Raw genomic sequence first — 13222 nt, 5'->3', positions numbered from 1 at the left:
GCTCTCCATCATCCATCTCGGTCAAGTTCAGTCAGATTCAGGTCCTGCTGCCAAGTGGCTCCGGGAAAGACCAACCCTTAATCAATCATGTCCCCGTCCCTCGATCTTAACGCCAAGCTCGCACGGCTCCGCACCCTTCAGCCGATTCAGAACTCCGCAACCCTGGACGCTCTTTCCGGCATGGTCGCCGAGTGCGGACTTGAGCGTTTCGTGGATGCCCAGTCTGGATCCCTCGGCCCCCGGTTTGGCGACTATGCCCAGGCGCTACAGGAGCTCCTGGCGGGCCAGAAGCGAACGCACTGGATTTGGTATGTCTTACCCCAGTTGCGTGGCATGGGAACAAGCGAGATGTCCTTCCTGTTTGGCCTGGAATCGCGCGAGGAGGCGAAGGCCTATTTGGCACACCCGCTGTTGGGTAAGCGACTCCATGAATGCGTGAATGCGATCCGGCTGCACAAGGATGCAGCCCCCGAACGGATCCTTGGCCCCATCGACGCGATCAAGTTCCAGTCCTGCCTCACCCTGTTCAAGTCGGTAGCCGGACCGGAGTCGCTCTTTGCCGAAACCCTGAAGGATTTCTATCAGGGCCAGGACGACGGGATCACCCTCAAGCTCCTGGCTGAAGGCCGAATGCTTCTTTGAAGGCTTGGAAATCCGGCTCCACACCATCCGCCGACACGGTCGCACGGAGGTTGCCCGGCTGGTGAGCGACCAGCTCGTTTAATGAAGCAGCGGAGGCAGTGAGACCGGCCAACTCCGCTATCCCGGATTTGCTGTTGCGCCGTGGGCAACGTTGGCCGGACTTTGGTGTCATGGGCAAGATGCCATCCTTTCCTTCCTTCCTGCTGCTGGGCCTGAGCCTGGTGCTCGGCGGCTGCGCCGGTACCTACTACAAGACCATGGAGAAGCTCGGCGTGCCGAAGCGCGAGATCCTCGTGGACCGCGTGGAGGAGGCGCGCGGGGCGCAGCAGGCGGCGAAGGAGCAATTCGCCAGCGCGCTGCACGAGTTCCTCGCCGTCACCAAGGTGCCGGCCACGGATATCCAGAAAGCCTACGACGGCCTGAAGGACCAGCTCGACGACTGCGAGTCGCGCGCCACCGCCGTGCGCGACCGCATCGAGGCCATTGAGAGCGTGGCGCAGGCCCTCTTTGTCGAGTGGGGCGAGGAGCTCGCCCAATACAACAACCCCAACCTGCGCGCGCAGAGCGCCCGGCAGCTTGAGACCACCAAGCGCCGCTACGCCGAGCTGCGCCGCGTGATGGACCAGGCGGCCGCGCGCATGGAGCCGGTGCTCGTCACCTTCCGCGACAACGTCCTCTTCCTTAAACACAACCTCAACGCCCAGGCCGTGGCCTCGCTCGACAGCACCACGCGCGCCCTCCAAGGCGACATCGGCCGCCTCGTGGCCGACATGGAAAAGGCGATCAAGGAAGCCGACGCCTTCATCTCGGCGATGAAGACCGCCGGGCAGTAGGTTGGCCGCTTTAGTAGCCGCGCTGGAGCGCAGTCCCTCGACAGGCTCGGGACCCCTTCGGCTGCTGCTCAGGGCCTGAGCTTGTCGAACGGCTTGAGCTTGTCGAAACGGCGAAAGCGTGGTCCCATGCACCCACGCTTTCATCCCGCATCGGCAGGATTCAAGCGCGACTACTGCCCAAGTCCGCGCGTTGACGTGTCTGCCCGCGCTTGGTTACATGGCCCGCATCAGGTTTTCCCGGGAATTTTACCGCGCCCTGCGAAACCCGCCTCCCCGTTGCCGCCGTCTCCCGTGGAAACCACCCACCTCATGAAGACCTCCTCCCGTCTGTCCCTGATCCTCGCGGCGCTCGGCGCCGCTTTTCTCCTGACCGCCGTCCCGTCTTACGCCGCCGAGAAGAAAACCAAGGTGAAGGAGCGCGAGGGCACCTGGTCCAACAGCAACGGCAAGTCCGGCACCTTCGAGGGCACGACCACCCGCGAGAAGGGCAAGAAGACGCGCGAGGGTTCGGTCACCAACCAGGACGGCGAAACCGCCACGCGCAAATCCGAGCGCACCTGGGACAAGGCCACCGGCACCGGCGCCTCCACCCGCACCACCACCGGCCCCGAGGGCAAGACCGCCACGGTGAACAGCACTTCGCAGAGGAGCGAGGACGGCTCCGTCAGCACCTCGGGCAGCCGCACGGGTTTCAACGGCAAGAGCCAGACCTTCGAGAACACGACGACGAAAACCGAAAACGGTCGCACCAGCACGGGCACCGTCACCAACGCCGCCGGCAAGACCGCCACAACGACCGGTTCGGTTACTCACGAAAACGGGACCACGACCAAGACGCAAACCGTCACCGGTCCGCAGGGCAAGACGACCGAGCGGGAGGTTGCTTCCAAGAAAAACGAGGACGGCACCGTTACGCGCACGATCCAAGTCACCGCCCCCGACGGCGCCGTTTCCACGCGCACGGAGACGGTCACGGTGACGAAGCCGTAAGGCTGGCTTGCTGTAGGGCGGGGTCTCCGAACCCCGCCTGTTTGTGTAGGGAAGCTGCTTGCGGCGACCTCGTGCGCAAGGTCGGCGCAAGCGCCGACCCTACATGGGAATTGGCGGGGTTCAGAGACCCCGCCCTACAACCGATCGCCCGCGTGCTCCAACATTGCGCGCACGCCGCAAACCCGCACGCTGCGTCGCACCGATGGAGCCTTCCCCCCAACCGAGTTCGTGGCGCGCGTGGACGTGGGTGCCGTCGCTGTATTTCTGCCAGGCAATCCCCTACGTCGCCGTCGTGGCGCTGTCGGTGCCGATGTATAAGCAGCTCGGCGTCTCCAATGCCGAGATCACGTTCTACACGGGCTGGCTCTACCTGCCGTGGGTGTTCAAGGGCCTGTGGTCGCCGCTGGTGGACCGTTACCGCACCAAGCGGCTTTGGGTGTGGTCGCTGCAATTTTTCCTCGGCGCCGGACTGGCCGCGGTGGCGCTGAGCGTGCCGGGACCGGATTTCTTCCGCTGGACGCTCGCGCTGTTCTGGCTGCTGGCCTTCGCCTCGGCCACGCACGACATCGCGGCCGACGGTTTCTACCTGCTCGCGCTGCCGCCGCACCAGCAGGCGGCGTTCGTTGGCGTGCGCAGCACGTTCTACCGCCTGGCCAACCTCGCGGGTCAGGGCGGCCTCGTCTATCTCGCCGGCGCGCTGGAGGAATCCACCGGCAGCGTGCGCACGGCGTGGGCGTGGGTCTTTGTGCCGCCGGCGGTCCTGGTCGCCGTCGCGGGGCTTTATCACGCGCTGACGCTGCCCAAGCCCCCGGGAGACCAGCCGACCCGGGTCGTGGCGTCCGCGAGCGGGGACTGGCTCGCGACGTTCCGGACTTTTTTCGCGCGGCCCGGCATCGGCATCATCCTCGCGTTCCTGCTGCTCTACCGGCTGGGGGAATCGCAACTCGTGGCGCTCGCGCGTCTGTTCCTGCTCGATGAACGCGGCGACGGCGGCCTCGGCCTGACCACGAAGGACGTCGGCCTCCTTTACGGCACCTACGGCGTCGCCGCGCTGACCATTGGCGGCATCTTGGGCGGACTCGCGATCGCGCGGTGGGGATTGCGCCGGGTGCTCTGGCCGATGCTGGCGTGCATGCACGTGCCCAACCTCGCCTACGTGTGGCTGGCCGCCGCGCAACCGGCGTCCAACGGACTCATTGGTGCGGCCGTCGTGGTCGAGCAGGCCGGCTACGGCTTCGGGTTCACCGCCTACATGGTTTACATGATGCTCGTCGCCGATGGCCCGCACAAGACGGCGCACTACGCGCTCTGCACGGGGTTCATGGCCGCCGGCATGATGTTACCCAGCCTGCCCAGCGGCTGGCTCCAGGAACAGATGGGTTATCCGTGGTTCTTCGTCTGGGTCTGCCTCGCGTGTCTCCCCTCGGTCCTCGTCATCCCCCTGCTCAAGGTGGACCCGGCGTTCGGGAAGAAAGCGTGAGTTATTTCGCGACCGCGGGTGTAAATCCGTGTTTCCGCAAGGCGCGGTGCAATTCGCGGATGTGGGCGCGGTCGCGGGTTTCGACGGTGCAGACGGCGTTGACGGCGTGCATGTCGGGCCCGCTGAAGGCGCGGTCGTGGGCGATGTCCTTGATGCTCGCGCCGCAACCGGCGATGACCTGCGCCAGCGCGGCGAGGCCGCCGGGGCGATCGCTGATGCGCACGGTGAAACGTGTGAGGCGACCGTCGTGCACGAGGCCCTGCTCGATCACGCGGCTGAGGATGGCCGGGTCGATGTTGCCACCGCAAACGACCAGCACGACATTCTTGCCCCGGAGTTCCGGGAGCTGACCGGACATCAGCGCGGCGAGGGGCGCGGCCGCGGCGCCTTCGACGACGGATTTTTCAAGCTCGATCATGCGCAGGATCGCGAGCGCGATGGCGTCCTCGCTCACACGCACGACCTTGTCCACGTGCCGCCGCGCCAGTGCGAACGCGTTGGCGCCGACGGTGAGCGTGGCGAGACCGTCGGCCAGCGTGGCGCGCCGCGGGCGCAGCACGGGCTTGCCGGCACGAAGCGCGGCGGTGAAGTTGCCCGTCTCGGTGCTCTCGACGCCGACGACCTGCACGCGACGGCGCGCGGATTTCACGGCCAGCGAAAGGCCGGCGATGAGGCCGGCGCCGCCGACGGGGCATACGATGGCATCCACGTCGGGCACCTGTTCGAGGATTTCGAGACCGAGCGTGCCCTGGCCGGCGATGATGGCGGGGTCGTCGAAGCCATGGATGTAGGCGAGTTGTTCCGCCGCCACGAGGGCGTTGGCCCGGGCGCGGGCCTCGGCGAAATCGCGGCCGTGGATGAGCACGCGGGCGCCGAGGCGGCGGCAGGTGCTGACCTTGATCAGCGGCGCGTAGTCGGGCATGACCACGGTGACCGGAATGCCGAGCAGCCGGCCGTGATAGGCAAGGCCGAGCGCGTGGTTGCCGGCGGAGGCGGCGATCACGCCGCGTTTCTTCTGCGCGGGCGGAAGCTGGAGCAGCGCGTTGCGCGCACCGCGTTCCTTGAACGAGCCGGTGCGCTGGAGGTTGTCGAGTTTGCACCAGAGGCGGGTGCCGGTGATCTCGGACAACGGGATGGATTCCGGGCAGGGGGTTTCAACCACTCCGCCGGCGATGCGGCGGCGGGCCGCGCGGATGTCGGCGGGGGTGACGACTGAATCCTGGGGCATGGCCGCAGCATGCGCCAACAGCGGGCGGGGGCAATCTCGATGGCGGGGTGAGATCACGGTCTCGCTTGTCGAATGGCGGGCCGGGCTGCGGCCGGCGAATAGCGTTGCTGTCAGGGGGCGGTGGGTTACAGACCTGCCGTTCACAACGTTCGGAACCGGGCTGATGACTGCGGGTCAGGCGCGCCGGGTCCCGCCACCACACCGCCTAACTTTCTCCACCATGTATCAGGTCACTTTCTCCGATCAAAGCATGCGCGAGCTGAACCGGCTCGACAAGCTGGCCCAGCTGGAGGCGATCGAGCCCATCAGCAAGGTCCGCCCCGCCGATCTGGCCAACCCGCGCGAGCCGCTCGGCCGGTTCACCCGCGGGGAACACACGTTCTACCGCCTGCGGGCCGGCGAGTTTCGGTTCTATTTCACGGTTTCCGACGACAAGCTTCACACGCACTACATCCTGCACAAGGACTCGCTGGAGGACGCCCTCTTCCGCATGAAGCTCCCGGTGAGCGAGAAGCAGCTTTTTGAACAGGATTCCAAGTTCTGGAAATACCTCGAAAGCCTGACCAAGTAAGGCGCGCCCGGCCATGTCCGACCTGCAGCAACGCGAGAATCCCTACAACGTCACGCAGGCGAGCCGGATTTATTTTCTGCCCAACCTGATGACGGCGGGGAACCTGTTTTGCGGGTTCGTCGCGGTCATCAAGTGCATCCAGGCCCGGTTGATGACGGATGGCGGCGAATACGCCCTGCTGCACCCGGGTTTGTCGGCGCTCGAGCTCTACACGCAGGCGGTGTGGTTTATCCTGCTGGCGGTGGTCTTTGACTCGCTGGACGGCCGTCTGGCCCGGTGGGGCGGGCGCACCTCGCTCTTCGGGGCGGAGTTTGATTCCCTGGCGGATGTGGTGTCGTTCGGCATGGCGCCAGCATTGATGACCTTCTTCCTGATTCTGGCGCCGCGCGGTGACTACCAGTGGTTCCGCGAGCTGGGCTGGTTCATCGCCTTCATCTACCTGCTTTGTGGCGCGGTGCGGCTCGCGCGTTTCAACGTCATCACCAATCCCCTCCTTCACCGCAACGATGCGGAATCGCACAAGGATTTCGTGGGCCTGCCCATCCCCGCGGCCGCCGGCACGGTCGCCTCGCTCGTGCTCCTGCTGGTCAATCTGGCCAAGAACGAGCGCGAACTCCGCCAGCTCACCGTGGCGCTGCCGCTGCTGCTGATCCTCGTGGCGTTCCTGATGGTCAGCACCATTCGCTACCCGAGCTTCAAGCAGGTGAACTGGGAGACCAAGACGCGCTTCCGCACCTTTGTGCTCGTGGTCATAATCGCGGGCCTGGTCGTCAAGCTGCGGGAGGTTGCACTGGTGTTCCTGTTCCTGGGTTATATCGCCTACGGACTCTTCGCCCACTACCAGCGCGCCGCCCGCCACGCCCAGATGCGGGCTCTTCGCCGGAAGGTTGTGAAAATGAAGCAGGGCGAATCCGAATAACTTTATCCTGTGAACAAACGGCGTGTTGTCCCCAAGCTATCCGAAATCATTCACAGCCACGAATGCCGTGTTTCGGGAGGGAAAACGCCGGTTGTTCGCATATTCGGCCCCCATAATAAGACTGATACTCTTTCATTATTGAATCCCTCTTCAATCAGCCTTTGTTAATTCCAACCCCCCGAGCGACTTTCGAACGATGAAATTCAAGATCAACCGCGATCACTTCAGCAACGGCCTGGCCCAGGTCCTCAACGTGGTGGGCTCCAAGGCCGCCATGCCCATCCTGAGCAACGTGCTCATCGAGGCGGAGAAGGACCACATTTCCCTCACGACCACCAATCTCGACCTCGGCATCCGCTGCCGCATCAAGGCCGAGGTCAAGGAAGGCGGCTCCATCACGCTGCCGGTCAAGCGCCTCGCCACCATCGTGCGTGAGCTGCCCAACGTGGACGTGTCCTTCGACGCGACCGCCAACCACCAGGCCAAGATCGCCTCGGGCGGATCCAACTTCCGCATCATGGGCATCGGCGCCGAGGAATTCCCCAAGCTGCCGGATTCCAGCGACGACAAAAAGCACACCCTCAACCAGGGCGAGCTGGCCACCATGCTCGGCAACGTCGCCTACGCCCAGTCCACCGACGAAACGCGGTACATCCTCAACGGCGTCTATTTCAACTTCAAGGATGGCAAACTCGCGCTGGTGGCGACGGACGGACGCCGTCTTGCCCTCGTGAGCAAGGAAATGGAAGTGACCGCCAACGGTTCCGGCGCCATCATCCTGCCCGCCAAGACCGTGGCTGAGCTGCTGCGCCTGCTCGGAAAGGGTGAGAAGCTCACCATCGCGTTCAACGATCGCCGGGCGGCGTTCCAGATCGAGACTGGCAAGGAAGCCGGCGGACTGACCGACAGCATCTACCTCTTCTCGAAAGTGGTGGAGGGCAACTACCCGAATTACCAGCAGGTCATCCCCAAGGAGACCCACCAGCGCATCAAGCTGGAGCGCGAGCTGTTCCTCCAGTGTGTGCACCGTGCCGCCCTCGTGACCTCCGAGAAGTCCAACTCGGTCAAGATCAAGCTCACCTCGAACCTGCTTGAGATCACGGCTTCGTCGCCCGATTTCGGCGAGGCACACGAGTCGATGGCGATCTCCTACAGCGGCCCCGACCTCCAGGTGGCCTTCAACCCGCAGTTCGTCATGGATCCGCTCCGCGCGCTGACCAAGGACGAAGTGTTTTTCGAGCTGAAGGACGAGGTCAGCCCCGGTGTCTTCAAGACGCTGGAAAGCTTCGTCTGCGTGATCATGCCCGTGCGGCTGAGCTGACGCACCCATCCCCGTGGGCGGGGTGTCCGCACCCCGCAAAACCACCAACCCGATCATGTCCGAGACACTGTCGCTGTTTCTCGCTCCGGCGGTCGCGCTCCTGCTGCTGTTGTTCTACATCAACCTACGGTTGGCCTCGCCGCTGCTGGCGATCCCGATCCGCTGGCTGCGTTGGATCCTCTTCGCGCTTTTCGCGGCCCAGGCCAACGCCCAGCTGGGCTGGATCGACCGGCCCGTCTGGGTGATTGGGCTCGCGGCCTTCCTTCTCTGGTTCCTCATCGAATCGGCGTTCAACTGGTTCAAGGTGAGTGCCATCAGCCTCAGTCCGTTGCCGCTCTTCCCGCGCTATGTGGTCAACACCAGCGGGGACGAGTGGCCCACGCAAAAACGCCTGCTCAAGGTGCGCGACTGGCTGCGCGACAACCGTTTCACTCCCGTGCAGGCGCTCAAGGCCGAGCTCGGCGGCGGCATCTGGCTCCGCACTTCCGTTCATCACAGCCCCGATCTCGGCACGCGCCTCCACACCCTGTTCGTCCCGCAGGAGAGCGGAGCCATCACGGTGTGCTTCAGCCTGGTGAGCAAGACGCAGTCGGGCCGGCGCTACGTGACCGACAATCTCTACATCCCCTTCGGCGGCTTCTACCCCGAAAACTGGCACGTCGAGCGCACGCCCTGGCGGCGATCGCTGGCGGGAATGGTGGCCCGCCACCACCGGCGGATGGAAGAGGCCAACGAGCATCCGGTGCCTTGGGACACCAGCCCGCTGGACGACATCAACCAGCAGCAGCAGCAGATGGAGGTCATCAACACGGAGCTGGGTTATCTCCTCCCGCACGCCGATCGCGAGGAATACGGCAAGATCACCCCCGAGGGCCGGTTCCGGGTATGGCGCGAGGCCTGGCTGCTCGATTACCTTGGATTGGCGCAGCGCTACTGACCCCAGCAATCGGTTGTGAAAACCCGGGCCGGCCTCAAAAAGACTCGTCACCGGCCAACGCCGCATTAACTACCGGGGCATGTTCCTGTTCGCCGTCACCGCCATCGAGAAGCTCCAGTCGCTGAAACCCGACGTCTGGATGAAGATCGGCATCGTCGTGGGCTCCTTCATTCTGGCGATCCTGCTCTGGCGCCGGATCATGAAGATGAACAAGATCGTGGCCGGCGTGGTGGTGTTCGTGGTGGTCACCGTCGTCTTCTTTTCCTGGGTCTATAACCGCAACGAACCCAGGTTCCTGACCCCGCTCGTGAACAAGATCGCCCCCTTCTTCCCCAGCGCGGGCGCTTACGACGCCAAGCAGAAGACCACGCCCAAGCCCTGAGGGCCAGCGGGTTGGGTTATTACGCGCGCCTGCCCAAAAACGGGTTGGTGTTTGGGGGAGCCGATGCTAGATACGGCGTTCCCTATGGCTAAAACCCACTCTGACATCGGACTCATCGGTCTCGCCGTGATGGGTCAGAATCTCGCTCTCAACATAGCCGACCACGGCTTTCAGATCTCGGTCTACAACCGCACCGTCGAGAAGACGGACAAGTTCGTCGCGGAAAACCCGAACACGCCCGGCGGTCTCGTCGGCACGAAAACCCTCGAGGAATTCGCCGCCTCCCTCTCCAAGCCCCGCAAGGCGATCATTCTCGTGCAGGCCGGCAAGGCCACCGACGCCGTGATCGACGGCCTCGTGTCCGTGTTCGAGCCGGGCGACATCATCATCGACGGTGGCAACGCCCTCTGGACCGATACCATCCGCCGCGAAAAGGCGCTGAAGGAAAAAGGTCTCCGCTTCATCGGTTCCGGCGTGTCCGGCGGTGAAGAAGGCGCGCGCTTCGGCCCGGCCCTCATGCCCGGCGGCGACCCGGCCGCCTACAAGGAACTCGCCCCGATTTGGAACGCCGTTGCCGCGAAGGTGGACGCCAAGACCGGCAAGCCGCTCACCGGCGCCGCCCCCGGCAAACCCATCGTCGGTGGCGTCCCGTGCGCGACCTACATCGGCGAGAACGGCGCGGGCCACTACGTCAAGATGGTCCACAACGGCATCGAGTACGGCGACATGCAGATGATCTGCGAGGCCTACGCACTGATGAAGGGCCTGCTCGGCCTCAAGCCCGCCGAGATGGGCGCCATCTTCTCCGAGTGGAACGAGGGCATGCTCGGCTCCTTCCTCATCGAGATCACCGCCGACATCCTCAAACAGAAGGACCCGGTCACGAAGAAGCCCTTCGTGGACATCGTCCTCGACACCGCCGGCCAGAAGGGCACGGGCAAGTGGACGTCGGTCAACGCGCTCGACATGGGTGTGCCCGCCCCGACGATCGCCGAATCCGTGTTCGCCCGCTGCATCTCCGCGGTGAAGGAGGAGCGAGTCGCCGCCTCGAAGATCCTCAAGGGCCCGAAGAAGAAATATCGCGGCTCCAAGAAGGCCCTCATCCAGGCCATCCACGACGCCCTCTACTGCTCGAAGATCTGCTCGTATGCGCAGGGCTTCCAGCTCATGCGCACCGCGCAGCAGGAATACAACTGGAAGCTCAACTTCGGCGAGATCGCCCAGATCTGGCGCGGCGGTTGCATCATCCGGGCGACCTTCCTCCAGAAGATCACCGAGGCCTACGCCCGCAACCCGAAGCTCGCGAACCTGCTCCTCGACTCCTACTTCAACAAGACCGTGAAGAAGGCGCAGGAGAACTGGCGCAAGGTCGTCGCCCTCGCCGCCGAGTGCGGCGTCCCGGCCCCGACCTTCGCGTCGGCGCTCGCCTACTACGACAGCTACCGCTCGGCCCGCCTGCCGGCCAACCTGCTCCAGGGTCAGCGCGACTATTTCGGCGCGCACACCTACGAGCGCACCGACAAGCCCCGCGGCAAGTTCTACCACATCGACTGGCCGGAACCCACCCGCCCGCAAATCGAAGCCTGAGCCAAATGGCAGGATGTCTCCGGATAATTCAAAACGTCACTGGTGATAATCAAAACGTCACCAGTGACTATTGAATCGTCACCACGGAGAATACAGTGGAGCTCTCGCCGCGCGTAGGCGGAAGTGGGTAAACAGTATTTAAGCAGCCAGAATAACCCGGAAACGTGAGTATTTGGGGTTCAATGCCCCGGAAAGTGTAACCCCCTCAGGGGGCAAGCGTTTCAGAGCAGGAAAAGCGCACTCGTGCCCCACCCAGTCAGGCGTGGTCAAAACTGATAGAGCGTGTTCAGCGAGAATCGCCCGCGCGCAGTTCGCGCTGGGATCTCTGACCAAGCCGAACTCTGATTGGCAGAGCCGCGCAGGCCGATTTCCCCCTGCACGCCCCAGCGCAAACCGAACATCCGACGAAGCCCAAGGACAGCCCCATAGTAGATGTAACTGTCGTGCAGGGTGACACTGGCGGTGTCGGGCAAAACGTCCCGTGCGTTCACCTGTCCACCATATACCCGAAGCGTCCACGCCCCCGCCCGAGTCAAGAGTTCGCGTTCTACCGACAGCTCGACAGCGGTCGAACGATAGCGGATGTCGTAAGCGGCTTCGAGGGAGGGATTCCATCGTCCGGCCGTGATCGAGAAAAGGCGGATCACACCCTCGAAGGAGTGAGCAGGCGCGCTTGCAATCGACTGATCCACATACCAGAAGTGGGTGCCGGTGACCTCAAGCGCGGCCGTCTTGCTCAATTTCCAGCCGTGGCCGAGGGACGAGCGCACCTCCTCCACGCCATCAGCATCAAGCGGTCTGCCATACCATACGCGGCCCTTCCACCCCGACACGGAGCCATAGACGGAGGATTGCCAACTGGTGCCTGCCCGCTCGATCCCCCGATCAACATGATCTGACGCAAGGCCGGACGAAAGCGTGAGCGACACGGCATCGTCCGATGCTCGCAAGGGAGGCACCGATGAGACCCAGGCCAGCGCCGCTATACCGAAGATTCGGCCTGCGTTGAAGGCAGAGCGCATGGAGTGCAGCGCTTGCGTGAACTTGTAAGCCGAGACGGCCATCGGGGAAAAGGTGCGGACAAAGGGGGGCTATCGGGCGGAGAGGACATCCCCATCAGGCCGTTGCGGAGTGGCGCGTGGAGGTTTATATGCCCGATACAATGACAGGCTGCCGCAGGGCGTGGCCAAGCGTTTTGTTTCTTCCGTGCCGACGAACCCAGCCTGCGCGATAAGTTCCGGCAGCCGCCCGGCAACATTGTCCCGCGTCGTATTGAAGCCATCCAGGAGCTGCACACTCAGAAAGGCTGCACGCATAAGAGGGTTCCTGGGTCGGCCCCAGTCGGCGATATGCAGCTCTCCACCCGGTTCCAGTATCCGCCAAATTTCGGCCAGCGCCCGCCCCTTGTTCTCAAGGCTCAGGTGGTGGAAGAACAGGCTGCTTACCACCGCATGAAAGCGCGCGTCCGGAAACGGCAGGTTCAGCGCCGAAAATTGGACCCAAGCAAGATCAAGGCCGGCGCGCCGGGCCTTGTCTCTCGCGATGGTCAGCACGGCGGCATCCCCGTCCAACCCCGTAACCTCGGCCCCCGGAGCGGCGAGCTTCAACTGCACCGCGAAACTGCCGGTGCCGCAGCCGACATCCAGAATCCGGTGACCATCTTTTGGTGCGACCTGGGAAAGCAGCGCATGGCGAAATACGGTCTCCCTGGTCGTCCAGCGCACCACCACGTCATACCAGCGAGTCAGGAATGCGTAGGAGAGCGCCGGGATGTAAGTCGGCTCAGCCATGTGTCCGGTCAGTTTGGCTTGGGGAGATTCCTTGATGAGCTGTGGATCAGGCGGAACGTCCACCCGTCCTGCGTTCGCCTGAGGACGCTGGTCGAGAGTCCCTGCTTCTTGATGACTTTTTCCCGGCATGGAGCGCCCCGGCCAGAAGGAGCGTCCCGCTGATGACGGCCAAGGTGCCGACATTCTTGGGAAAGTTCATGGCATGTGGGATTCAGGATTTGGTTGTATGGGCCTCAGGCGCGGAGGACTTCTCCGCCGGCGCCGGGGCCAGCTTCTTGAGGTAGCGGGCCGGGTCTTTCAGGAATTTCTTCTCGCAGGGCTTGCAGCAGATTTTGATCTCCTGGCCCTCGTAAACGAAGGTGCGCTCGTCGCCCATCGAGCCGAGGTCATTGTCGGTCACGATGCAGACGTTCAGGGGGTATGGTTTGACCGCCTCCTTCGGTTTTTCGGCCGCATGGATCGCGGGAGCAAGGAGCGCGAAGAGCAAGCTGAGGACAAGCGACGCAAGGACACTGGATGTGTTGGATTGAGGTTTCATGGTT

At 63.8% G+C, this 13222-nt stretch carries 14 protein-coding genes; 10 read left to right on the top strand and 4 right to left on the bottom strand.

Translation table 11 applies throughout. The features are described 5' to 3' along the window. The first annotated feature begins 87 nt into the window (after window positions 1-87). From ESB00_RS00570 to ESB00_RS00555, 4 genes are all read left to right on the top strand, one after another. Window positions 88-642 (top strand): DUF1810 domain-containing protein, encoded by a 555-nt coding sequence (locus tag ESB00_RS00570; protein WP_218938650.1) that lies wholly within the window; start codon window positions 88-90, stop codon window positions 640-642. A gap of 179 nt (window positions 643-821) precedes the next feature. Further along, window positions 822-1475: a DUF2959 domain-containing protein gene (locus ESB00_RS00565; protein WP_129045790.1), complete on the top strand. Its 654-nt coding sequence runs from the start codon at window positions 822-824 to the stop codon at window positions 1473-1475. Between the two features lie 309 nt (window positions 1476-1784). After that, window positions 1785-2465 (top strand): hypothetical protein, encoded by a 681-nt coding sequence (locus tag ESB00_RS00560; RefSeq protein WP_129045789.1) that lies wholly within the window; start codon window positions 1785-1787, stop codon window positions 2463-2465. Window positions 2466-2667: 202 nt separating this feature from the next. After that, window positions 2668-3945 carry an AmpG family muropeptide MFS transporter gene (locus ESB00_RS00555; RefSeq protein WP_129045788.1) on the top strand — a complete coding sequence of 426 codons (1278 nt, stop codon included), beginning with the start codon at window positions 2668-2670 and terminating at the stop codon, window positions 3943-3945. A 1-nt stretch (window position 3946) separates the two neighbouring features. On the opposite strand, the gene ilvA is transcribed toward ESB00_RS00555, so the two are convergent. Beyond that, window positions 3947-5173 carry a threonine ammonia-lyase gene (gene ilvA / locus ESB00_RS00550; protein WP_129045787.1) on the bottom strand — a complete coding sequence of 409 codons (1227 nt, stop codon included), beginning with the start codon at window positions 5171-5173 and terminating at the stop codon, window positions 3947-3949. A 220-nt stretch (window positions 5174-5393) separates the two neighbouring features. Between ilvA and ESB00_RS00545 the strand changes: the two genes are divergently transcribed. The 6 genes from ESB00_RS00545 to gndA all read left to right on the top strand — a co-directional run bounded on the left by ESB00_RS00545 (window position 5394) and on the right by gndA (window position 10890). Continuing rightward, window positions 5394-5744 carry a type II toxin-antitoxin system RelE family toxin gene (locus ESB00_RS00545; protein WP_129045786.1) on the top strand — a complete coding sequence of 117 codons (351 nt, stop codon included), beginning with the start codon at window positions 5394-5396 and terminating at the stop codon, window positions 5742-5744. A 13-nt stretch (window positions 5745-5757) separates the two neighbouring features. After that, entirely contained in the window at window positions 5758-6663 is a 906-nt protein-coding gene (gene pssA, locus ESB00_RS00540) for a CDP-diacylglycerol--serine O-phosphatidyltransferase (RefSeq protein ID WP_129045785.1), read from the top strand. A 196-nt stretch (window positions 6664-6859) separates the two neighbouring features. Further along, window positions 6860-7984, top strand: coding sequence for a DNA polymerase III subunit beta (dnaN, locus tag ESB00_RS00535; RefSeq protein WP_129045784.1), 1125 nt, complete (start codon window positions 6860-6862; stop codon window positions 7982-7984). Window positions 7985-8039: 55 nt separating this feature from the next. Continuing rightward, window positions 8040-8921 carry a hypothetical protein gene (locus ESB00_RS00530; RefSeq protein ID WP_129045783.1) on the top strand — a complete coding sequence of 294 codons (882 nt, stop codon included), beginning with the start codon at window positions 8040-8042 and terminating at the stop codon, window positions 8919-8921. 79 nt (window positions 8922-9000) lie between these two features. Next, the gene (locus tag ESB00_RS00525; protein WP_129045782.1) at window positions 9001-9303 is read left to right on the top strand and encodes a hypothetical protein; all 303 of its coding nucleotides are present in this window, start codon (window positions 9001-9003) and stop codon (window positions 9301-9303) included. 84 nt (window positions 9304-9387) lie between these two features. Beyond that, a complete protein-coding gene (gndA, locus tag ESB00_RS00520) occupies window positions 9388-10890 on the top strand; it encodes an NADP-dependent phosphogluconate dehydrogenase (protein WP_129045781.1) in 1503 nt (500 codons plus the stop codon). A gap of 266 nt (window positions 10891-11156) precedes the next feature. Here the strand turns inward: gndA and ESB00_RS00515 are convergent, their stop codons facing one another. The 3 genes from ESB00_RS00515 to ESB00_RS00505 form a co-directional block, all read right to left on the bottom strand. After that, window positions 11157-11954, bottom strand: a complete 798-nt coding sequence (locus ESB00_RS00515) for a hypothetical protein (protein ID WP_129045780.1) — start codon at window positions 11952-11954, stop codon at window positions 11157-11159. 27 nt (window positions 11955-11981) lie between these two features. Next, a complete protein-coding gene (locus ESB00_RS00510) occupies window positions 11982-12680 on the bottom strand; it encodes a class I SAM-dependent methyltransferase (protein ID WP_129045779.1) in 699 nt (232 codons plus the stop codon). A gap of 211 nt (window positions 12681-12891) precedes the next feature. Next, window positions 12892-13218 carry a hypothetical protein gene (locus ESB00_RS00505; protein ID WP_129045778.1) on the bottom strand — a complete coding sequence of 109 codons (327 nt, stop codon included), beginning with the start codon at window positions 13216-13218 and terminating at the stop codon, window positions 12892-12894. Window positions 13219-13222 lie beyond the last annotated feature (4 nt).

This window comes from Oleiharenicola lentus, assembly GCF_004118375.1.
Lineage (GTDB): Bacteria > Verrucomicrobiota > Verrucomicrobiia > Opitutales > Opitutaceae > Lacunisphaera > Lacunisphaera lenta.
The sequence above is the reverse complement of the archived record's forward strand: the minus strand, read 5'-3'. Positions and strand labels throughout refer to the sequence as shown.

Coding starts and splice junctions, on each gene's coding strand:
- ESB00_RS00570 (WP_218938650.1), top strand. CDS start 88: ATGTCCCCGTCCCTCGATCTTAACGCCAAGCTCGCACGGCTCCGCACC.
- ESB00_RS00565 (WP_129045790.1), top strand. CDS start 822: ATGCCATCCTTTCCTTCCTTCCTGCTGCTGGGCCTGAGCCTGGTGCTC.
- ESB00_RS00560 (WP_129045789.1), top strand. CDS start 1,785: ATGAAGACCTCCTCCCGTCTGTCCCTGATCCTCGCGGCGCTCGGCGCC.
- ESB00_RS00555 (WP_129045788.1), top strand. CDS start 2,668: ATGGAGCCTTCCCCCCAACCGAGTTCGTGGCGCGCGTGGACGTGGGTG.
- ilvA (WP_129045787.1), bottom strand. CDS start 5,173: ATGCCCCAGGATTCAGTCGTCACCCCCGCCGACATCCGCGCGGCCCGC.
- ESB00_RS00545 (WP_129045786.1), top strand. CDS start 5,394: ATGTATCAGGTCACTTTCTCCGATCAAAGCATGCGCGAGCTGAACCGG.
- pssA (WP_129045785.1), top strand. CDS start 5,758: ATGTCCGACCTGCAGCAACGCGAGAATCCCTACAACGTCACGCAGGCG.
- dnaN (WP_129045784.1), top strand. CDS start 6,860: ATGAAATTCAAGATCAACCGCGATCACTTCAGCAACGGCCTGGCCCAG.
- ESB00_RS00530 (WP_129045783.1), top strand. CDS start 8,040: ATGTCCGAGACACTGTCGCTGTTTCTCGCTCCGGCGGTCGCGCTCCTG.
- ESB00_RS00525 (WP_129045782.1), top strand. CDS start 9,001: ATGTTCCTGTTCGCCGTCACCGCCATCGAGAAGCTCCAGTCGCTGAAA.
- gndA (WP_129045781.1), top strand. CDS start 9,388: ATGGCTAAAACCCACTCTGACATCGGACTCATCGGTCTCGCCGTGATG.
- ESB00_RS00515 (WP_129045780.1), bottom strand. CDS start 11,954: ATGGCCGTCTCGGCTTACAAGTTCACGCAAGCGCTGCACTCCATGCGC.
- ESB00_RS00510 (WP_129045779.1), bottom strand. CDS start 12,680: ATGGCTGAGCCGACTTACATCCCGGCGCTCTCCTACGCATTCCTGACT.
- ESB00_RS00505 (WP_129045778.1), bottom strand. CDS start 13,218: ATGAAACCTCAATCCAACACATCCAGTGTCCTTGCGTCGCTTGTCCTC.